Here is a 20,828-nt window from a genome sequence, read left to right as displayed (position 1 = left end):
GTGTCAGTGTCTCCCGGCCAGTGTCCCCGGCGCCAGTGTCTGCGTCAGTCGCGTCTTTCGTCGCTCACTTCGCCGCCGTCATCGGAGACCGCCAGGAACAGTTGCATCGATGTTGGGGCTATCTCGATTCTGTCCCTTGGCGCCGAGCTGACGGCATCCGTCACCGGTGTTTCATCGCTGCTTCGCCAGAGAAGTTCATACCGTGAGACCTCCGGATGCCGGGGGAGTGTCACCGTCGTGCCGTCCTCGACCCCGTGGATGATCAGGAGAATCCGGTTGAAGTCTTCGAACTCCGGCGTCGAGGACGCCACGTACTGCAGGGTGCGGTTGCGTGCGCTCTCCCAGTCGTCGGCGCTCATGGTGTTGCCGGACGCGTCGTACCAGTCCATCTGGTTCGCACTCGGAATCACCTCTCCTGAGCGTCCGAATCGGGTCGGCCGCAGGGCCGGATTCTGCCGCCTGAGTTCGATGAGTCTCTTCGAGTGTGCGAACAGGTTGCGCTGCCAGCCGTCGACGGGAGAGCCGAGCCAGGTCAGCTCGGAGTCGTGGCAGTACGCGTTGTTGTTTCCCCGTTGGGTACGCCCGAATTCGTCACCGGCCGTGATCATGGGGATGCCGGCCGAGAGCAGCAGGGTGCCGAGCAGGTTGCGCATGGCCTTCCTGCGGGTGGAGAGAATCGTCACGTCGGCGGTCGGGCCTTCGGCACCGTGGTTGAACGACCGGTTGTTGTCCGTCCCGTCGCGGTTCGATTCGCCGTTGCCGATGTTGTGCTTGATGTCGTACGACACGAGGTCAGCGAGGGTGAACCCGTCGTGGGCGGTGATGAAGTTGACGGACGCGAGCGGTCCGCGGTCGGGTGAGAAGGTGTTGCTTGACCCCGCGAGTCGCGTCGCGAAGCCGCCGATGCCGACCGGCGCCTGGCTCGCCCTCCGTGCGTAATCGATGTCGGAGAGCCAGAAGTTCCGGGCGCGGTCACGGTACCTGTCGTTCCACTCGCTCCAGCCGCGGGGAAAGTGCCCCGTCTGCCAGCCGCCAGCGCCGACATCCCACGGCTCGGCGATCATCTTCACCCCGGCGAGGGCCGGGTCGGTGATGATGTCGTTGAGCAGTTCGGAGTGAGCGGAGAACTCGTGGTTCGCCTCCCGCCCGAGCGTCACGGCGAGGTCGAACCGGAAGCCGTCGATCTGGAGGTCGTTCGCCCAGTACTTGAGCGAGTCGAGCACCAGCTGGCGCGCGGCGGGATGTGCGGTGTTCACGCTGTTGCCGCAACCCGTCACATCGATATAGGTGCCGTCGGCGGTCTGCCGGTAGTACGCGTCGTTGTCGATTCCGCGAAGGCTCGTTGTCGGACCCTTCCTGCCCTCCTCAGCCGTGTGGTTGTACACAACGTCGAGGATGACCTCGATACCGGCCTCGTGCAGAAGCCTGACCATGCCCTTGAACTCACGGAGAATGGCATCCGGACCTTCAGCCTGTGCCGCCTTGGACGCGTATGGCGGATGCGGGGTGAAGAAGTTGAGGGTGTTGTAGCCCCAGTAGTTGACGAGGCCCTGCCTGACGAGCCGTTGCTCCGAGGTGAACGCGTGGACGGGGAGGAGCTCGACACTCGTGACGCCGAGGTCCTTCAGGTACCCGATCGTCGCCGGGTGGGCGATGCCGGCATAGCTTCCGCGAAGGTGCTCGGGTATCGAGGTGTTGAGCTTGGAGATGCCCCGGCCGTGCGCTTCGTAGATCACCGTGGCGTCGAGGGGGACCTTCGGTTTTTCGACTCCGCCCCAGTCGAAGGTGCCGTCAACCACGACGGACTGGTATTGACCGGGAGCGATCCGGACGAGGCCCTTCGAGTATGGCTCGATGAGAAGCGTTGAGGGGTCGAAGGCGTGAGTCGGACCCTCTGGGCCTGCGGCGCGAACCGCGTATCGCGTGCCGACTTTCAGCGATCGCGTCCGAACCGACCACACATCGGAGTCTCCGCGTTCGAGGGGCAGAGTCTTCGTGACCCAGGTGGGATCCTTGGGGTCGAACAGCACGAGCTCGAGCTGCTGGGCGGAAGCGGACCACACCCTGAGCTCTCCACCGTGCGAGGTCAGGTGCACTCCGAGGGAGCGCGGTGCGCCGGCAGAAGTCATGCGATCTAGAGTAGTTGGGTACGGGTTTCGTACGTGAATCGTCACCGGGAGGGAGAACCCATGGTTGTCTACCTCGACCACGCGGCGACGACGCCGATGCTCCCCGAGGCAATCGACGCATACACGGATGCCATGCGCCAGGTCGGTAATCCTGCCTCCATTCACTCGCAGGGACAGTCCGCGAAACAGATGCTCGAGGAAGCCAGGGAAGTCATCGCGCGATCGCTGGGCTGCGACCCGATCGAGGTTGTGCTGACCTCGGGCGGCACTGAGTCCATCAACCTCGCGCTCAAGGGCATTTACTGGAAGCGCAACGCCGACGCGCAACGCCCGGTCATTCTCGCCCCCGGCGGCGAGCACCACGCCACCATCGACACGCTGGAGTGGCTCCAGGCGCACGAGGGTGCGTCGCTCGAGTGGCTTCCGCTCGACGAAAACGGCTGGCTCTCACCCGACGTCGTCGAGCGTGCGCTCGCCGAACACGGTGACCGGGTCGCCCTCCTCACCCTGCTCTGGGCGAACAACGAGGTGGGGACCATTCAGCCCGTCACCGAGATCGCGACGCTCGCTGCGGCATCCGGAGTGCCGATGCACGTCGACGCCGTCGCGGCATACGGATACCTTCCGGTCGACTTCGGAGCGGTTCGGCGCGCGTCAGGCAGCACCGGCGACACCGGACTCGTGGCGCTGAGTGTCTCAGCGCACAAGATCGGCGGCCCTGTCGGCATTGGCGCCCTCGTCGTTTCGCGCTCGGCGCACGTTGAACCGCTGCTGCACGGCGGGGGTCAGCAGCGCCAGGTCCGTTCCGGGACCCAGGATGTCGCGGGCGCTGTGTCGTTTGCTGTTGCGGCCCGCGCGGCCGACGAGCGTCTCGCCAGCGAAGCTGATCGTCTTATGGCGCTGCGCGACCGGCTCATCTCCGGCATCCTCGACGCTGTCCCGTCGGCGAAGCTCAACGGGCCGACCGGGCAAGGACGGCTGCCGGGCAACGCGCATTTCGCCTTCCCGGGATGCGAGGGCGACTCGCTGCTCTTCCTTCTCGACATGGCCGGGGTCTCGGTCTCGACCGGATCAGCGTGCCAGGCCGGAATCCCCGAGCCGTCGCACGTGCTGAGGGCCATGGGGCGCGACGAACTCGAGGCTCGGGGCGCACTCCGGGTTACGCTCGGGCACTCGACAACCGAAGCGGACGTCGATGCCCTCCTCGCTGCCATCCCCGCGGCATACGCCCAGGCCGCGCGCGCCGGACTGGCCGACCGGAAGACCGTGCTCGGCGCATAGGCCCGACCCGCTGCCTTGCAGGGAACCGCGTCTGGGCAGCCCGACAGGCCCTATCCAGTCGAGGGCGCGTAGACTGTTCCGGTGAAGGTTTTAGCAGCTATGTCAGGCGGGGTGGACTCCGCGGTCGCCGCAGCGCGTGCGGTCGAAGCGGGTCACGAGGTCGTCGGCGTGCACCTGGCGCTGAGCCGGATGCCCGGTACGCTGCGCACCGGGAGCCGCGGGTGCTGCACCATCGAAGACTCGATGGACGCACAGAGGGCCGCGAACATCATTGGCATCCCGTACTACGTGTGGGACTTTTCCGAGCGGTTCAAGCTCGATGTCGTCGACGATTTCATCGCCGAGTACACGGCAGGCCGGACCCCGAACCCCTGCATGCGGTGCAACGAGAAGATCAAGTTCGCCGCCCTGTTGGAGAAGGCTCTCGACCTGGGCTTCGACGCGGTCTGCACCGGCCACTACGCCACGATCGTGATGGATGCCGACGGCAACCCTGAACTTCACCGCGCGAGCGCGTGGGCGAAGGACCAGAGCTACGTGCTCGGCGTGCTTACTGCCGAGCAGATCGCACACTCGATGTTCCCCCTCGGCGCTACGCCGTCCAAGGCCGAGGTTCGAGCCGAGGCTGCCGCGCGGGGATTCAGCGTGGCGAACAAGCCGGACAGCCACGACATCTGCTTCATCCCCGACGGCGACACCCGTGGCTGGCTCGCCGATCGCGTCGGTGCCGAGAAGGGCGCGATCCTGGACCGGAACGGAACAGTCGTCGGCTCGCACGAGGGCGCACAGGCGTTCACCGTCGGCCAGCGTCGCGGACTCAACCTCGGCGTGCCAGACCCGGGAGGTCGACCGCGCTTCGTGCTCGAGGTTCGGCCGAAGACCAACGAGGTCGTCGTCGGGCCGAAGGAAGCTCTGGCCATCGGTGAGATCGCCGGGTCGCGGTTCACCTGGGCAGGACGCGCACCCGAGCACCGCGACCTGGCATTCGAGTGCGACGTGCAGATCCGCGCGCACGCAGACCCGGTGCCGGCCGTCGCCGTCGTGCAGCCGAACGCCGAGACCGGCGAGCCCGAGCTGATGATCCGCCCGCACACCCCGCTCGACGGTGTCGCGCCAGGACAGACCGCTGTCGTCTATGTGGGTACCCGCGTGCTCGGGCAGTGCACCATCGACCGCACGGTCAGCGCGGTTCCGGCCGACGCCTGAACCGTCGCGCAGCGAGGTGTGGGCTGAGCCCCGCTGTAGCGCGCAACCCCTCCGCCGGTGTCTGTGCCTGTCCCTAGACTGGTTGGGTGACAGAAAGCATCGAGACGCAGGGCACACGCGACGACCTTGAGACGGCAGCGGCTGAAGCCGCCGACCTGACCACACGCATCCTCGAACTCCGCGACGCCTACTACGAGCGAGACACCTCGCTCGTGTCCGACGCCGAGTACGACGCCATGATGCACAGGCTCGAGCAGCTCGAGCATCTCTTCCCCGAGCTGCAAACGCAGGACAGCCCGACCCAGACCGTCGGCGGTCGCGCGCAGGCGTCGCTCTTCGATCCGGTCACCCACGTGGAACGGATGCTGAGCCTCGACAACGTCTTCTCGGCCGATGAGCTCCGCGCGTGGAGCGAGCGGGTTGAGCGCGCGTCAGGCCGGAAGGTCCACTACCTCACCGAGCTCAAGATCGACGGCCTCGCCGTCAACCTGCGCTACGAGCGGGGTCGGCTCGTGAGCGCCGCGACCCGCGGTGACGGCGTCGTCGGCGAAGACGTCACCGAGAACGTCGCCGCAATCTCCTCCATCCCCGAGCGCCTCAGCGGGACCGGGCATCCAGACCTGGTCGAGGTCCGCGGCGAGATCTTCTTTCCCGTCGAATCGTTCCGTGAACTCAATGAACTGCAGCTCGCCGCTGGCGAGAAGGTCTTCGCCAATCCCCGCAATGCAGCGAGCGGCAGCCTCCGGCAGAAGGCAGAGGGCAAGAACGCCGCCCAGCTCACGCTGATGAAGAACCGGCTGGGCCGGCTGCGGATGCTCGTTCACGGTGTCGGGGCGTGGCCGAACCCGCCCGTTGCCGCGCAGAGCGAGGTCTACGACCTCCTCGCGGGCTGGGGACTGCCGACCTCGACCCATTACCGGGTCTTCGACGACATCGACGGGGCCGTCGGCTTCATCGACTATTTCGGTGAGCACCGGTCGAGCGTCGAGCACGAGATCGACGGCATCGTCGTCAAGGTCGACGAGCTCGCGCTGCACGACGAACTCGGTGCGACGAGCAGGGCCCCGAGGTGGGCGACGGCATACAAGTACCCGCCGGAGCAGGTCAACACGAAACTACTCAACATCGTCGTCAGCGTCGGCAGAACAGGGCGGGCCACCCCGTTTGCACAGGTCGAGCCCGTGCGCGTTGCCGGCTCGACGGTGAGCCAGGCGACGCTGCACAACCAGGACGTGGTCAAGGCGAAGGGTGTGCTCATCGGCGACACCGTCGTGCTGCGCAAGGCGGGTGACGTGATCCCGGAGATCCTCGGCCCCGTCGTCGAACTGCGCGACGGCTCCGAGCGCGAGTTCGTGATGCCCGAGCGCTGTCCATCGTGCGACACCCCCCTCCGTCCGGCGAAAGAGGGCGATAAAGACCTCCGCTGCCCCAACTCCCGGTCGTGCCCGGCGCAGGTCAGGGGTCGGGTCGAACACGTCGGTTCCCGTGGCGCCCTCGACGTCGAGGGACTCGGAGAGGTTGCGGCTGCCGCGCTGACCCAGCCGCTCGAACCGACACGACCACCGCTCGCCGATGAAAACGGCGACGTCTCCGAAGCGCGATTGTTCGCGATGACCATCGCCGACCTGTTCCCGGTCGAGGTGACCGTGATCGACATCGAGACGGGACTGCCGAAGCTGACCGACGACGGTGCTGTGAAGCGGGTTACTCCGTTCCGCCGCCGCAGGGCGAAGAAAGACGGCCCGTTCGACCCCGACTCCGAGGTGTTCAACGGCGACGAGTTCTCCGTGCCGTCCAAGGGTGCACTCGAGTTGCTCGAGAACCTTGCAGCGTCCAGGACCAAACCGCTGTGGCGGATCCTCGTCGCCCTGAACATCCGGCACGTCGGCCCTGTCGCTGCCCGGGCTCTCGCGAACTACTTCGGGTCACTCGACGCGATCCGCGCGGCGACCCGCGATGAACTGGCCGAGACTGAGGGTGTTGGCGGCATCATCGCCGACGCGGTCATCGACTGGTTCGAGGTCGACTGGCACAAGCAAATCGTCGAGGAGTGGCGAAGGGCAGGCGTCCAGTTCGCGACACCGGGGCACCCCGGCCCCGGCGCCGCTGGCAACGAAGACGGCGTCCTCGCCGGGCTCACGGTCGTGGCGACCGGGTCGCTCGAGGGCTTCACCCGAGAGGGCGCCCAGGAGGCGATCATCGCCGCCGGTGGCAAAGCGGCATCGAGTGTGTCGAAGAAGACGGACTTCGTCGCTGCAGGACCGGGCGCAGGGTCGAAGCTCGGCAAGGCCGAGGAACTCGGCCTCCGGATCATCGACGCTGAGCAGTTCGCCCTGCTGGTGTCGAAGGGACCCGCCGCACTCGACGAGTAACCGGGGTCGTCGCCTGGGCGCTTCCTAAACGGTCGGGAAGGACCCTGTCTTGCCCGATTCCTTCTCGAGCAGGCGCTCCCTGACCTGTTTGCGCAGCACCTTGCCGATGAGCGAGGTGGGCAGTTCGTCGATGAACATGATGCGCCGCGGCACCTTGTACGGCGTGAGGTTGTCCCTCGCGAACTGGCGGATCGACTCGCGGTCGGGCTTTTCGCCAGCCTTGAGCACGATCGCAGCGACGACGTCCTCGCCCGAGTGCGCGCTCGGCATACCGACGACAGCAACATCGGCAATGGAGGGGTGCAGGCGCAACGTGTTCTCCACCTCGGTCGGCGCGACGTTGAACCCGCCGGTGATGATGAGTTCCTTGATCCTGTCGACGACGGTGACGAAGCCGTCGCTGTCCATCGAGACGATGTCTCCCGTGCGGAACCAGTTGCCGACGAAGACGGCACTCGTCTCCTCCGGCTTGCGGTAGTAACCGGAGAACACCTGTGGCCCGCGAACGATGAGCTCGCCTGGCATGCCCGGCTCAACGTCGACTGTCGGGTTCTCGGGGTCGACGATCCTGATTTCGGTGCTCGGCAGGGGGAGGCCGACGGTCCCGGCCTTCCGGCCGTCGGAGACCGGGTTTGCCATGAGCACCGGCGAGCACTCGCTCAGGCCATAGCCCTCGATGAGGTATCCGCCGGTTGCAGCTTCAAACGGCACGACGAGGTCGTGGGGGAGGGCCATGGCGCCGGTGATGCCGATCTCGAGTCCCTCAAGCGACACATTGGTCTCGATCGCTCGCTTGAGGAGGCGGTCAGCGATCGGCGGGACGGCGGGCAGGAAGGTCGGCGGATGCTTCTTCGCGGCTTTCAGCACAAGGTCAGGGTCGAACTTGGGGAACAGGACCAGCCGTGCGCCGAGGCTCATCGCGAAGGTGAGGCACAGCGTCAGGCCGTAAGCGTGGAACATCGGCAGGACCGCGTAGATCGTGCAGCCGACGTGGGTGATCGTCGGGGTCCACGCCCTGGCCTGGACGGCGTTCGCGAGAAGGTTCGCGTGGCTGAGCACGGCGCCCTTGGGGAGACCCGTCGTTCCCGAGGTGTACTGGATGATCGCGACGTCGCCGGACTCCGGGCGCGGGTGCTCCGGATCGATCGGACGGGAGGACAGCAGGCTCGACCAGCTGATCGTGCCGCTCGTCTTCGCGGTGAGGGCGTCTCGTGACGCACGGGCCTTCGCGATCGGCAGGGTCAGCGCCACGCGCATTCCGAATGGCATGCTCCGGGTGATGTCGACGTCGATGAGCGAGTCGACGGCGATGTCGCCGGGGAAGTCCTGAACCGTTGCGACCACTTTGTTCCACACGATGGCGACCTTCGCACCGTGATCCTCGAACTGGTGCCTCAGCTCGCGTGGAGTGTAGAGCGGATTGTGCTCGACCACTATCGCGCCGAGGCGCAGGATCGCGTAGAACGCCACGATGTGTTCCGGGCAGTTCGGCAGCACGATGGCCACGGGGTCGCCCTTCTTCACGCCGAGGCCACGGAGCGCTTCTGCGACACGCTCGATGGACTGCAGGAGTTCGCGGTAGGTCGTTGTTGCGCCGAAGAACTCAAGGGCAACGAGCGACGGGTGCTTTTCGGCGGAGAGGCGGACCAGGTCGCCGAGGCTTCCGTCCTGAACCGGGATGTCGAATGGGACGTCCGGTGCGTAGTTGGCAAGCCAGGGACGTTCGGTGGTATCGGTCACTCGGCATATTCTAATCCCGCGGGCTCACGGGCGACGAGCCGCAGCGCACGCTCCCAATACAATGGAGGGACACCCCAGTACTTATATGACGGAGACCCATGTCTGAAATTTCTGAGGAGCAGGTGGCGCATCTGGCGAACCTCGCCCGAATTGCCCTCACTCCCGAAGAGATCTCGAGTCTCACGACCGAGCTCGACCAGATCGTCGACAGCATCGCAAAGGTGCAGAAAGTCGCCACAGACGACGTTCCGGCGACGAGCCACCCTGTCCCGCTCTCCAACGTCTTCCGCGATGACGTCGTCGGTGACACGCTCACCATCGAACAGGCCCTGCAGAACGCGCCGGAACAGGCAGACAACCGGTTCAAGGTCTCAGCGATCCTCGGGGAGGAGCAGTAATGAACGACATCATCAGAATGACAGCTGCCGACCTCGCCGAGAACCTGCAGAGCGGCGCAATCAGCGCTGTTGACGCGACCCAGGCGCACCTCGATCGCATCGAGGCCGTCGACACCGACGTGCACGCCTTCCTCGCCGTGAGCGACACCGCACTGGCGACTGCCCGTCGCATCGACGAACGCCGCGCGGCCGGCGAAGAACTCGGCCCTCTTGCCGGGGTTCCGCTCGCCGTCAAGGACGTGCTCGTCACCACCGACATGCCGTCGACCTCCGGCAGCAAGATCCTCGAGGGGTACATGTCGCCGTTCGACGCGACAGTCGTCCGTCTCTCCCGCGAGGCCGGCCTGATCCCCATCGGCAAGACCAACATGGACGAGTTCGCCATGGGCTCGTCGACCGAGCACTCCGCATACGGGCCCACCCGCAACCCCTGGGACCTCGACCGCATTCCCGGTGGGTCTGGCGGTGGCTCGGCTGCCGCCGTCGCCGCTTTCGAGGCTCCGCTCGCGCTCGGCAGCGACACCGGCGGTTCCATCCGTCAGCCCGCGCACGTCACGGGCACCGTCGGCGTCAAGCCGACCTACGGAGCCGTCAGCCGGTACGGCGCCATCGCCCTCGCATCATCGCTCGACCAGGTCGGACCCGTCACCCGCACCGTGCTCGACGCCGGGCTCCTGCACGACGTCATCGCCAAGCACGACCCCAAGGACTCGACGTCCCTCACCGACGCCTGGCCGTCGATGGCGGATGCCGCGCGGTCGGGCGCACGCGGGGAGGGCCTCGCCGGTCTCAAGGTCGGTGTCGTCAAAGAGCTCTCCGGCGACGGCTTCCAGGCCGGAGTGCAGAGCCGGTTCGAGGAAACCGTCGCCATGCTCACGAAGCAGGGCGCCGAGGTCGTCGAGGTGAGTGCGCCACACTTCGAGTACGCCGTTGCCGCGTACTACCTCATCCTCCCCGCTGAGGCGTCGAGCAACCTCGCCAAGTTCGACTCCGTCCGGTTCGGCATGCGCGTGCAGCCTGAGGGCGGCGGAACCGTCGAGCAGGTCATGGCGGCCACCCGCGAGGCCGGATTCGGCCCAGAGGTCAAGCGCCGCATCATCCTGGGTACCTACGCCCTGAGCGCCGGTTACTACGACGCCTACTACGGCAGCGCCCAGAAGGTCCGAACGCTCATCCAGCGCGACTTCAACGCCGCGTTCGAGCAGGTCGACGTCCTCGTCACACCGAGTGCGCCGACGACCGCCTTCAAATTCGGCGAAAAGCTCGCGGACCCGATGGCGATGTACCTCAACGACATCACCACCATCCCGGCAAACCTGGCCGGAATCCCCGGCATCAGCGTTCCGATCGGACTCGCGCCGGAAGACGGACTGCCGGTCGGCATCCAGGTCATGGCCCCGCAGCGTGAAGACGCCCGTCTCTACCGCGTTGGTGCGGCAATCGAAGCTTTGCTCGAGCAGCAGTGGGGTCACACGTTGATCTCGCAGGCTCCGGCACTGGGAGGAAAATAATGGCGAAAGACGCCCTGATGGACTACGAGAAGGCGCTTGAGCTGTTCGAGCCGGTGCTCGGCTTCGAGGTCCACGTCGAACTGAACACCAAGACGAAGATGTTTTCGTCAGCGCCGAACGAGTTCGGCTCCCTGCCGAACACGAACGTCTCGCCGGTGTGCCTCGGGCTGCCCGGCTCGCTTCCCGTCGTCAACGGACAGGCCGTCCGCTACGCGATCAGCCTTGGTCTCGCCCTGGGCTGCTCGATCGCGCCGTCGTCGCGGTTCGCCCGGAAGAACTACTTCTACCCCGACCTGGCCAAGAACTACCAGATCTCGCAGTACGACGAGCCCATCGCGTTCGACGGGTCCGTCGATGTCGAGCTGCCGAACGGCCGCCTCGTCACCGTGTCGATCGAACGTGCGCACATGGAAGAGGACGCGGGCAAGCTGACCCACGTCGGCGGGTCGACCGGCCGGATCCAGGGTGCCGAGTACTCGCTCGTCGACTACAACCGTGCCGGCGTTCCGCTCGTCGAGATCGTCACAGACATCATTTACGGCGCCGAAGCGGATGCCCCCGAGCTGGCCAAGGCGTACGTTGCGACAATCCGTGACATCGTCACGAGCCTCGGAATCTCCGACGCGAAGATGGAGCGGGGCAACCTGCGCTGTGACGCCAACATCTCGCTGCGCCCCCGCACGCCGGAGGGCCAGCCGCCCGCCCCGCTCGGAACGCGCACTGAGACAAAGAACGTCAACTCGCTTCGGTCGGTCGAACGGGCGATCCGCTACGAGATCCAGCGCCAGGCGCAGGTGCTCGCCGACGGCGGGACCATCATCCAGGAGACCCGTCACTGGCACGAGGACACCGGCCGCACGAGCGCCGGCCGTCCCAAGAGCGACGCCGACGACTACAGGTACTTCCCCGAGCCCGACCTGCTGCCGGTCGAGCCGAGCCTTGAGCTCATCGAGGAACTGCGTGCAGCGCTCCCCGAGCCTCCTGCCGCGCGCCGCCGTCGGCTCAAGGCCGAGTGGGGTTTCACCGACCTCGAGTTCCAGGACGTCGTGAACGGCGGGCTCCTCGTCGAGATCACAGCGACTGTTGCCGCCGGTGCGAAGCCAGCAGCGGCACGCAAGTGGTGGACAGGGGAGATCAGCCGGATCGCCAACGTCCAGGGCACCGAGGCATCCGCCCTCGTCTCACCGGAGAACGTTGCCGCACTCGCCGCGCTCGTCGAGGACGGCACCCTCACTGACAAGCTTGCGCGCCAGGTCCTCGAGGGCGTCATCGCGGGGGAGGGATCGCCGCAGGAGGTCGTCGACGCCCGCGGGCTCGCTGTCGTCTCCGACGACGGTGCCCTGATCGCGGCCATCGACGACGCGCTCGCGTCGCAGCCCGACGTGCTCGCGAAGATCCGCGACGGCAAGGTCCAGGCGGCAGGCGCCGTCATCGGTGCTGTGATGAAGGCCATGAAGGGCCAGGCGGACGCGGCGAGGGTGCGGGAACTCGTTCTCGAACGCGCACAGGGCTAAGGGCGTTCGTCACCTGTAAACCTGAAAACTCTTCAGGTACGATCAGCCCATGCTGGTCGAGGGTTCGATTCGCTGGCAGATTACAGAGGATTGCCCGAGGGATCTGCTCCTCGCGCTTGCCCTGAGAGACCTCGCGGGTCTCTCGCGTGAGTGCGAGGCGCAGGTGCCTCGAGTCATCCCTCCGCCAGCCGGGGTTGCCCTGCCCGATATCGACAGGGTCGCACTTGCCGCGCAGTGGCGCGGGTGGTGGGCCGGCATCGTGCGCAGGGAGACCCGGCCGTTCATCAGCCAGGTTCGCCCGCCGCATTTCGAGGTGTTCGATCGCGCTCTCGAACTGCAGGACCTCGTGTATGCCTGTTACGACACCGTCACGGCCTGGGTCGAGTCCCGCCACGCCGAATACCTGATGGCGGTGAAAGCGAGAGAACATCCACTGGGAGACGCGTACCAGCTCGTGCAGAGGCGGCAATTCGAGCTCCGCAGGCAGACCACGTCCTTCAGGCTCGACCTCGAGGTGATTCCCGTCGCTGAGCCGGGAGCCTGGGTGGTTGCTCCGGACACCGTGATCATTTCCGAGTCGCTCCGTGACGATCCTGAGGCATTCCGGGAGTGGCTCAAGCCGGTCGTGATCGCCCTGGTCTGACCCGGCATGGCGTGGCCGCAAAGCTGGGAGAATAGAACCCATGAGCAGGCAGGACGGCAGCGCACGACAGGTCACGCGAGGTGACGTCGACGACACCGGCGCAAGCATCCTGCACATTGACATGGACGCATTCTTCGCGTCGGTGGAGCTGCTGGACCACCCCGAACTCCGCGGCAAGCCGGTGATCATCGGGCATCCGGAGGGCCGGAGCGTCGTCACAAGCGCCACCTACGAAGCACGGCGATTCGGCGTGACCGCTGCGATGCCGGTCTCGAAGGCGATCAGGTTGTGCCCGCAGGCAACGATCCTTCCTCCGCACCACGAGCGGTACACCGAATACTCTCGCCAGGTCATGGCGATATTCCGGGATGCGACCCCGCTCGTCGAGCCGCTGAGTATCGACGAGGCGTTCCTCGACGTGTCGGGGGCGAGGCGGCTGATCGGTTCGCCCGCTGTCGTCGGTCAGCACATTCGTGAGCGGGTGCGCCGCGAGACCGGGCTGACCTGCTCGGTCGGTGCGGCTGCAACCAAGTTCGTGGCGAAAGTCGCCTCAGGGCGCGCCAAACCGGATGGACTCCTCGTGATTCCGCCGGCCGAGACGCTTGCGTTCCTGCATCCGCTACCGATCCGGGCGCTGTGGGGAGTCGGAGCAAAAACGGAGGAGGCCCTGCAGCGGCTTGGCCTGTCGACGGTCGGTGACGTCGCCGATACACCGCTCGCTACCCTGACCAGAGCGGTCGGAGAGGCCACCGGCGTCAAGCTGCACGAGCTCGCACACGGACGTGACGCCCGCCGCATCGTGACAGCGACGTCGGAGAAGAGCATCGGGCACGAGGTCACGTTCGACGTCGATGTCACAGACCCGGCACGCGTCAGGCTCGAGCTGCTCCGGCTGGCCGACCAGGTGGCCGTACGGCTCAGGAAAAGCGGCGTTTCCGCGAGAACCGTCGCGATCAAGGTGCGGTTCGAGGACTTCACGACGGTGACCAGGTCGCGCACGTTCGCCGAGCCGACGAACGTCGGCAGGCGTCTTTTCGAGGGCGCGAATGACCTGCTCACCGTCCTCGGCATCGACGGCAGGGCGATCCGCCTCATCGGGGTTCGCGCGGAACAGCTCACCGACGAACAGGATGCCGTCGCCGCGCTGTGGGACCCGGACGAGGAGTGGCGAGAGGCGGAGACAACCATCGACTCGCTTCGCGCGAGGTTTGGTGGCCAGGCCGTTCGACGCGCGTCCCTCCTGGGCAGGAAGGGAAACGACACAGCGGGCGGGACGCGGGCTCCGGCGCCGTGACGCCGGGCACCTGACTCCCGCGCGCGCAGAAAGCAACCCTTGGCGCGTCTCTCCTGCGGCCGGTAGCGTGTTGGCATGACAAATCTCGCGTTGGAAATGGCAGACAGGTTCAAGTCAATCGGAGTGACCTCCGTCTACGGTGACCCGGTTGAGGTCGACGGGGCGAAGCTCGTTCCCGTCGCACTCGCCTGGTACGGCTTCGGAGTCGGTGAGGGCGAGGGGGAGGGCGACACAGCGTCGTCGACCGTGTCGGGCAAGGGCACAGGTTCCGGTGGCGGAGGCGGCGGGTTCGCGCTTCCGATCGGCGCCTACCTCAAGACGAGCACCGGCCTGCGCTTCGAGCCGAACGTCGTGTCGCTCATGGCCGTCGGCATCCCCTTCGTGTGGGCCGTCGGCAAAGCGCTCGCGTTTGTCATCAAAGCACTGAAGAAGTAACGTTCGGGCTATACTCGCCTGAGTAACACGGGAGTCCGGTGAACCGGGCTGAGAGGAAGATTCCATAATCTTCGACCGTCGAACCTGATCTGGGTCATGCCAGCGCAGGGAGGCCTTCATCTCGCTACCCGTGCCCTGTTTCCTACACGGAGGGCGCGAAAGTGCATTTTTCACAATCACCAACACAGGTACAACACTCGACGGATGCCGCCGGCACGCCAGCGCGAGGACGCCGTCCGTCCCGCTGGCGCGTCGTTGACATCGTCACGGCCAGCGTCATCGGCGTTGCCGCCGGCGTCATCTTCTGGGCGTGGGGACTCGCCTGGGGCCCGATCAGCACAGCCCTGGCGCTCACACCGGGACTCGGCGGACTGCTCGCCGGGGGCTGGTTGTTCGCCGGGGTGCTCGGCGGGCTCATCATCCGGAAACCCGGTGCGGCGATCTACACCGAACTCGTTGCCGCTGCGGTCTCCGCGCTCATCGGTACCGTCTGGGGCTTCGACACCCTGATCTGGGGACTGATCCAGGGCGCAGGGGCCGAGCTCATCTTCGCCCTGTTCTTCTACCGCCGGTTCGGCATCGGGGTGGCATTGCTCGCCGGTGCGGGAGCCGGCGTCGCCGTCGGGCTCCTCGACACGACCTTCACGAGCTATGCGGCGCTCGATGCAGCGGCGAAGCTGACCTACTTCGTGAGCGCCGTGGCATCCGGGGTCGTCCTCGCCGGCCTGCTGTCGTGGTTTGCTGTGCGTGGCCTCGCCGCGACGGGTGCGCTGTCACGGTTCGCCTCGGGCAACTCGGCTCGTGCGATTCCCGCTCGAGCGACCGACCGGGGCAACTGAGTGTCGGGAACGACCCGTGACGGTACCGTTCGCGGGGCGGCTATCCGTGCAACCGGGTGGGGCTGGCGGCACTCCGGTCGGGGCACTCCGGCGGTCTCCGAGCTGACGCTCGACATCGCTCCGGGTGAGCGCGTCCTGCTCCTCGGCGCGTCGGGCGCGGGCAAATCCACGTTGCTCGCCGCCCTCGCTGGCGTGCTCGGGGGCGATGAGGAGGGCGACGAGACGGGCCAACTGCGCATCGACGGCGCGAGGCCCGCTGAGGTTCGCGGCAGGGCGGGACTGGTTCTTCAGGACCCCGACTCGCAGGTCGTCCTGGCGCGCGTCGGTGACGATGTTGCGTTCGCGTGCGAGAACCTCGGGGTTCCACGGGACGAGATCTGGCGGCGGGTGCGGTGGGCGCTCGATGCCGTCGGGCTCCGCCTTCCCCTCGATCACCCGTCGTCGCGGTTGTCCGGCGGGCAAAAGCAGCGGCTGGCCCTCGCCGGTGTCCTTGCCATGCGTCCTGGCCTCGTGCTGCTCGACGAGCCGACCGCCAACCTCGATCCCGAGGGTGTGACCGAGGTGAGGGATGTTGTCGCGCGCGTGATCGCCGACACGGGCGCGACCCTGATCGTGGTCGAGCACCGGGTCGCTGTCTGGCAGGATCTCGTCGATCGGGTCATCGTCCTCGACCCGGAGGGCGGAGTGCTCGCGGACGGGACACCGGCCGATGTACTCGACACCCACGGTCAGCGCCTCGCCCGGGCCGGGGTGTGGGTGCCGTCTCATCCACCCGTTCTGCCCACGCGACCGGCGCGTCCAGGCAGGGGTGCTGAACTCCTCGTCGCGGGGGACCTCTCGGTCGGTCGAACGCCGTTCGCCTCGCGGACGCGGCTGACGGCGGCATCCGCCCTCGACCTGTCGCTGTTCGAAGCAGAGAGCATCGCGATCACCGGGCCCAACGGCGCGGGGAAGTCGACGCTGGCCCTCACGCTCGCGGGACTGCTCGCTCGCCTCGGCGGCACGCTCGACGCGAGGTCTCCACTGGCCAGGGGACTCGGGCCGGACCCAGCGCGGTGGAAGTCGAAGGAGCTGCTGACGCGAATGGGCACCGTCTTCCAGGACCCTGAGCACCAGTTCCTCGCCACGACGGTGAGGCGCGAGCTTGCCGTCGGGCCGACGGCACTCCGACTCGAGGATCGGGAGGTCGGCGAGCGGGTCGATGAACTGCTCTCGAGGCTGCGGCTCGACGCCCTGGCCGATGCCAATCCGTTCACGCTGTCCGGCGGAGAGAAACGACGTCTGAGCGTCGCGACGATTCTCGCGACGAAACCCCAGATCCTGTTCCTCGACGAACCCACCTTCGGTCAGGATGCTGTCACCTGGCGTGAACTCGTCGTGCTGCTCGGTGAACTCGTCGACTTGGGAAGCTCCGTCGTGACGGTCACGCACGACGACGATCTCGTGCGAGCACTGTCCGACCGGGAGTTCGCCATCGATTCCAGCCACGCGGTGCTGTCGTGACCACGCTGGTTTCCGCAGCGCCCGACTCCGCGCTCGGGCGAGTGAACCCGATCGCCAAGCTCGCTGTTGCGGTACTGATCAGTGTGACCCTCCTGCTGTCGATCGACGTGGTCTCGGCATCCGTTGCCCTGATCCTCGTCTGCGTGCTGCTGTTCTGGTCGGGGCTCGACGCCCGCGGCTTCTGGCTCAGGACAGCACCGCTGTGGCTCGGCGCGCCCTTCGCCGGGCTGACCACTGTGCTCTACGGCGAGGACTCCGGAGCGCTTCTGGCCTCGTGGGGATTCGTCTCCATCACCGAGGGGTCTCTCGCCCTGGGTATCGCCATCATGCTTCGGGTGCTGGCGATCGGTTTGCCGAGCATCGTGCTGTTCGCAACGACCGACCCGACAGACCTCGCCGACGGGCTCGGCCAGGTGCTTCACCTGCCCGCCCGCTTCGTGCTCGGCGGGCTGGCTGGACTGCGGATGGTGGGATTGTTCGTCGACGACTGGCGTGCGCTTGGTCAGGCACGTCGCGCCAGGGGTGTTGGCGACGCCAGGATGCTCGTCCGGTTCGCCAGCCAGGCCTTCGCACTCCTGGTCCTCGCGATCCGGCGGGGCAGCAAGCTCGCGACAGCCATGGAGGCCAAAGGATTCGGCTCGTCCATTGAGCGCACGTGGGCCCGGCCGTCGACGGTCGGCAGGCCCGAACTTGTGCTGCTGCTCATCGGGGCGTCCATCGCGGGGGCGGCGATCACCGCGGCAGTGCTGGCGGGGACCTGGGAGTTCATCCTTGCCTAAGTTCGGACTGTCCCTGGCGGTCAGCACAATCGTGGGGCGGTTGGGGGACCCAGCAACCGAAGTGGTCATCCTCGACGGTCCGAGTGGCGCCGGCAAATCCACTCTCGCCGATGCCCTCGTGGCATCCTGGCCGGGGTCGGCGTACCCGACGCTCGTTCGGATGGACGACATCTACCCGGGCTGGGACGGGCTCAGCGCTGCGGGGGAGCACGTGGCAGTGAACCTGCTCGAGCCGCGAGCGCGGGGTGACCTGGCCCGTTGGCGGAGGCATGACTGGGCACGGGACGCGCACGCGGAATGGAACGTGGTGCCCGGTTCCGGCCCTCTGGTCATCGAGGGGTGCGGCGCGCTCACGGCGGCGAACCGGCGATTCGCGACGCTCGCCGTCTGGCTGGATGCGGACGACACCGTGCGGAAGGCGAGGGCGCTGGCGAGGGATGAGGGCGCTTTCGACGCACACTGGGACTCATGGCAGGCACAGTTCGAGCGGTTCGTCGACCGTGAGGACCCCGAGCGCCTGGCGGACCTCGTGCTCAGGCTCGACTAGCCGGTCAGCGAATCGATGAGCGCGCCGATCACCGGGACCGGGTGGGAGAGCCGCCAGAACACACCGGGATCGGTCAGGGCTCCGTCGAGCGTCAGCGAGGTCCTGGCGGACGTCGATCCGTCGACGACACTGATGCTGCCGACCTTTGCCCCGGTCCCGGCCGACGTGACCTGATCCGTCACCACGTCGATCTCGGGCGCAGCCGCGCTCCAGCGGAGTCGTGCGGGTGACGCTCCCGAAATACCGTTCGCCGAATCGCCCCACGCGGTTGTGAACGAGACGACCGGCGTGGCCTCGGCAAGGACAGGCGTCGGCGTGACGCCGCCCCTCGCGCTCTCCATCACGGCGGTGACAGCCGTCTCGAGGGTGTCCCAATCCGGTTGCCTGAGGAATGCGCCGTAGAACCTGTACGACTCGCCATCGACGGAAACGTCGCCGGCGAAGAGGAGGCAGATGCCGGCGGCATCCGTGTAGCTCCGTGAAACCCCGACCACCTGTTGTTCGGGCAGGTAGGTCGTGGTGTTGGTGACGCCGCGCCGGCTCGGAAGACCGGTGACCGGTTCGGCGAGCACCGAGGATATTGCAGGGTTGGTGAGCGCGAGGGCGGCCAGGCGGGAGAGATCTTTCGCCGTGCCGACGCTTGCTTCGTCAAGCCCTGTGGCGTCGACCACCGTGGTCTCGGTCATGCCATTCTCGACCAGCCAGGCGTTCGCGGCCTCGACGTACGCCTCGGTCGATCCGAATGCCCAGCCTGCGAGCGTGTCGGCATGGTTGTTGCTCGAGCCGAGGAGCACCGCCTGGAGCATTTCGCGCTGGGTCCACTGGTCCTCGGTGTACACGCTGACGGTGCGGGTGCCCGCGTCGCGGTAACCGACGTACTTCAGGTAGTCATCGCTCGTGATGGGAACGGTCCCGCCGGGCGCGCCGTCAGCGAGGGGTTTGGCGTCGAGGACGACCAGGGCCGTGATCGTCTTGGTGATACCGGCCATCGGGACAGCGTCCGGAGTGCCAGCGACCGCGAGGGGGGCGGCGTCCGCAGCTTCAGTGACAGCGCTGGCGCCGGTGGTTGGCAGTACGGGAGGCGCACTCGCCGCAGCGGGCGCCGATGCCGGGAGGGCGGTCACGGATGCCGCTGGCAGCGGACCGATGAGGGTGGCGGGCCCATAGATGCCCGCTCCGAGAATGACCAGAGTTCCGGCGAAGATCCCGAGACCTCGTGCTACGCCCATGGTGTACCGCCTGTTCCTGACACGGGATCAGGCTATCTGGCCGAGCGTCTTTCGACCGTCAGCCCCAGCCGAGCGAGTGCAATTCGTCGTCGTCGATTCCGTAGAAGTGGGCGATTTCGTGCACCAGTGTGATGCGCACCTGTTCCCTGAGCTGCTCTTCGTTGTCGGCGATGGCGAGAAGAGGCTCACGATAGATGCTGATCATGTCGGGCAGCTCGCCGAAACCGTACTGCCCGCGATCGGTCAACGCCACGCCCGAGTACAGGCCGAGGAGGTCGAGCGAGCCGTCTTCGGGAAGATCCTCGATCACGATGACGACATTATCCAGTCCGTCGACCATGTCGTCCGGCAGGGCGTCGAATACGTCACCGACGAGGGCTTCGAATGCATCGGCGTCGAGGGTGAACATTGACGACTGCCGATCCGACCCGGTTCGCGACCCGCGCGCGAGGATCTGTCTACTTGGGGTGAGTAACGGGGCTTGAACCCGCGACCTCCTGGACCACAACCAGGCGCTCTACCAACTGAGCTATACCCACCATGCGCATCCCCCGATCTCTCAACCGGACGAGGCAACCCTAAAAGTGTATTACATGATTGGAGCGTAATTGTTCACTACGGCCTGTGCAGCCGATTTTGCCTGGTCGGATGTCGGTCCGGGCTGCGGAACGAACACGGCCTCCCTGTAGTAGGCCAGTTCACGGATCGACTCGAGGATGTCGGCGAGCGCGCGGTGGCCGCCGTCCTTGGCCGGGGCATTGAAGTACGCCCTGGGGTACCAACGCCTGGCGAGCTCCTTGATCGACGACACATCGACGTTGCGGTAGTGCAACTGTGCATCGAGCCGCGGCATGAATTTGGTGAGGAAGGCGCGGTCTGTGCCGATCGAGTTTCCGGCGAGGGGAGCACGCTGCTCCGCGGGAACGTGCTTGAGCACGTACTCGAGGACCTGGTACTCCGCTTCGGCGACACTGACACCGAGGGGGATCTCCTCGAGGAGGCCGGAGGAGGTGTGCATGTTGGTGACGAACTCACCCATGTTCGCCAGCGCCGAGTCATCGGGTTTGATCACGATGTCGAGGCCATCGTCGACGGGCTTCAGGTCATAGTCGGTGATCACGACGGCGATCTCGACGAGTTCGTCGGCATCGATGTCGAGTCCCGTCATTTCGCAGTCGATCCAGACAAGTCGGTCGCTCACAGTGCTCATGGTGTCCATGCTATCCGTGACCTGTGACGCCGGCTGCCGCGCTGCGGGTGACAGGGGTCCAGCGTGCTGCGGTATTCTGAAAGACGCCAGCCTCCGTAGCTCAGGGGATAGAGCAGGAGCCTTCTAATCTCTTGGTCGCAGGTTCGAATCCTGCCGGGGGCACATTTCTGTCGGCGCGACATCCGTTCGTAACGGCGG

18 protein-coding genes, 2 tRNA genes and 1 riboswitch are annotated in these 20,828 nt (G+C 66.6%); of the genes, 14 read left to right on the top strand and 6 right to left on the bottom strand.

The window, feature by feature from the left end:
• Nucleotides 1-44 precede the first annotated feature (44 nt).
• Complete coding sequence (gene glgX / locus AC1C2N_RS12415) at nucleotides 45-2,129, bottom strand: glycogen debranching protein GlgX (protein ID WP_495434148.1); 2,085 nt, start codon at nucleotides 2,127-2,129, stop codon at nucleotides 45-47.
• A 60-nt stretch (nucleotides 2,130-2,189) separates the two neighbouring features.
• Here glgX and AC1C2N_RS12410 point away from each other — a divergent pair, with 60 nt between their 5' ends.
• The 3 genes from AC1C2N_RS12410 (at nucleotide 2,190) to ligA (ending at nucleotide 6,988) form a co-directional block, all read left to right on the top strand.
• Nucleotides 2,190-3,410: a cysteine desulfurase family protein gene (locus tag AC1C2N_RS12410; protein ID WP_483404403.1), complete on the top strand. Its 1,221-nt coding sequence runs from the start codon at nucleotides 2,190-2,192 to the stop codon at nucleotides 3,408-3,410.
• Between the two features lie 81 nt (nucleotides 3,411-3,491).
• Nucleotides 3,492-4,616, top strand: coding sequence for a tRNA 2-thiouridine(34) synthase MnmA (gene mnmA, locus AC1C2N_RS12405; protein ID WP_483404402.1), 1,125 nt, complete (start codon nucleotides 3,492-3,494; stop codon nucleotides 4,614-4,616).
• Between the two features lie 86 nt (nucleotides 4,617-4,702).
• Nucleotides 4,703-6,988 carry an NAD-dependent DNA ligase LigA gene (gene ligA / locus AC1C2N_RS12400; protein WP_483404401.1) on the top strand — a complete coding sequence of 762 codons (2,286 nt, stop codon included), beginning with the start codon at nucleotides 4,703-4,705 and terminating at the stop codon, nucleotides 6,986-6,988.
• A 24-nt stretch (nucleotides 6,989-7,012) separates the two neighbouring features.
• Here the strand turns inward: ligA and AC1C2N_RS12395 are convergent, their stop codons facing one another.
• Nucleotides 7,013-8,728: a long-chain-fatty-acid--CoA ligase gene (locus tag AC1C2N_RS12395; RefSeq protein ID WP_495434147.1), complete on the bottom strand. Its 1,716-nt coding sequence runs from the start codon at nucleotides 8,726-8,728 to the stop codon at nucleotides 7,013-7,015.
• A gap of 98 nt (nucleotides 8,729-8,826) precedes the next feature.
• Between AC1C2N_RS12395 and gatC the strand changes: the two genes are divergently transcribed.
• From gatC to AC1C2N_RS12345, 10 genes are all read left to right on the top strand, one after another.
• Nucleotides 8,827-9,126 (top strand): Asp-tRNA(Asn)/Glu-tRNA(Gln) amidotransferase subunit GatC, encoded by a 300-nt coding sequence (gatC, locus tag AC1C2N_RS12390; RefSeq protein ID WP_108391294.1) that lies wholly within the window; start codon nucleotides 8,827-8,829, stop codon nucleotides 9,124-9,126.
• Nucleotides 9,126-10,637: an Asp-tRNA(Asn)/Glu-tRNA(Gln) amidotransferase subunit GatA gene (gene gatA / locus AC1C2N_RS12385; RefSeq protein WP_483404399.1), complete on the top strand. Its 1,512-nt coding sequence runs from the start codon at nucleotides 9,126-9,128 to the stop codon at nucleotides 10,635-10,637. The genes gatC and gatA overlap by 1 nt, the downstream gene beginning before the upstream one ends.
• Complete coding sequence (gatB, locus tag AC1C2N_RS12380; protein ID WP_483404398.1) at nucleotides 10,637-12,151, top strand: Asp-tRNA(Asn)/Glu-tRNA(Gln) amidotransferase subunit GatB; 1,515 nt, start codon at nucleotides 10,637-10,639, stop codon at nucleotides 12,149-12,151. Before gatA ends, gatB begins: the two co-directional genes overlap by 1 nt.
• A gap of 49 nt (nucleotides 12,152-12,200) precedes the next feature.
• Nucleotides 12,201-12,794, top strand: coding sequence for a hypothetical protein (locus AC1C2N_RS12375; RefSeq protein WP_483404397.1), 594 nt, complete (start codon nucleotides 12,201-12,203; stop codon nucleotides 12,792-12,794).
• 40 nt (nucleotides 12,795-12,834) lie between these two features.
• Nucleotides 12,835-14,088, top strand: a complete 1,254-nt coding sequence (locus tag AC1C2N_RS12370) for a DNA polymerase IV (protein WP_483404396.1) — start codon at nucleotides 12,835-12,837, stop codon at nucleotides 14,086-14,088.
• Nucleotides 14,089-14,163: 75 nt separating this feature from the next.
• Nucleotides 14,164-14,523 (top strand): hypothetical protein, encoded by a 360-nt coding sequence (locus tag AC1C2N_RS12365; RefSeq protein WP_108391289.1) that lies wholly within the window; start codon nucleotides 14,164-14,166, stop codon nucleotides 14,521-14,523.
• Nucleotides 14,524-14,540: 17 nt separating this feature from the next.
• Nucleotides 14,541-14,651, top strand: a riboswitch (TPP riboswitch).
• A 33-nt stretch (nucleotides 14,652-14,684) separates the two neighbouring features.
• On the top strand, nucleotides 14,685-15,362 hold the full coding sequence (locus AC1C2N_RS12360) for an ECF transporter S component (RefSeq protein WP_483404395.1): 678 nt from the start codon (nucleotides 14,685-14,687) through the stop codon (nucleotides 15,360-15,362).
• Nucleotides 15,363-16,865, top strand: a complete 1,503-nt coding sequence (locus AC1C2N_RS12355; protein ID WP_483404394.1) for an ABC transporter ATP-binding protein — start codon at nucleotides 15,363-15,365, stop codon at nucleotides 16,863-16,865. It begins immediately after the preceding gene.
• On the top strand, nucleotides 16,862-17,644 hold the full coding sequence (locus AC1C2N_RS12350) for an energy-coupling factor transporter transmembrane component T family protein (protein ID WP_483404393.1): 783 nt from the start codon (nucleotides 16,862-16,864) through the stop codon (nucleotides 17,642-17,644). The genes AC1C2N_RS12355 and AC1C2N_RS12350 overlap by 4 nt, the downstream gene beginning before the upstream one ends.
• The gene (locus tag AC1C2N_RS12345) at nucleotides 17,637-18,191 is read left to right on the top strand and encodes an AAA family ATPase (RefSeq protein WP_483404392.1); all 555 of its coding nucleotides are present in this window, start codon (nucleotides 17,637-17,639) and stop codon (nucleotides 18,189-18,191) included. The genes AC1C2N_RS12350 and AC1C2N_RS12345 overlap by 8 nt, the downstream gene beginning before the upstream one ends.
• Here AC1C2N_RS12345 and AC1C2N_RS12340 read toward each other — a convergent pair.
• From AC1C2N_RS12340 to orn, 4 genes are all read right to left on the bottom strand, one after another.
• Nucleotides 18,188-19,420 carry a D-alanyl-D-alanine carboxypeptidase family protein gene (locus tag AC1C2N_RS12340; protein WP_483404391.1) on the bottom strand — a complete coding sequence of 411 codons (1,233 nt, stop codon included), beginning with the start codon at nucleotides 19,418-19,420 and terminating at the stop codon, nucleotides 18,188-18,190. The genes AC1C2N_RS12345 and AC1C2N_RS12340 overlap by 4 nt on opposite strands.
• A 58-nt stretch (nucleotides 19,421-19,478) precedes the next feature.
• Nucleotides 19,479-19,829, bottom strand: coding sequence for a metallopeptidase family protein (locus AC1C2N_RS12335; protein ID WP_483404390.1), 351 nt, complete (start codon nucleotides 19,827-19,829; stop codon nucleotides 19,479-19,481).
• 54 nt (nucleotides 19,830-19,883) lie between these two features.
• Nucleotides 19,884-19,959 (bottom strand) — tRNA-His (locus AC1C2N_RS12330).
• 50 nt (nucleotides 19,960-20,009) lie between these two features.
• Nucleotides 20,010-20,630: an oligoribonuclease gene (orn, locus tag AC1C2N_RS12325; RefSeq protein ID WP_483404389.1), complete on the bottom strand. Its 621-nt coding sequence runs from the start codon at nucleotides 20,628-20,630 to the stop codon at nucleotides 20,010-20,012.
• Nucleotides 20,631-20,719: 89 nt separating this feature from the next.
• Between orn and AC1C2N_RS12320 the strand changes: the two genes are divergently transcribed.
• Nucleotides 20,720-20,792 (top strand) — tRNA-Arg (locus tag AC1C2N_RS12320).
• Nucleotides 20,793-20,828: the final 36 nt, after the last annotated feature.

It is taken from the genome of Mycetocola sp. Y791 (assembly GCF_059445325.1).
The sequence above is the reverse complement of the archived record's forward strand: the minus strand, read 5'-3'. Positions and strand labels throughout refer to the sequence as shown.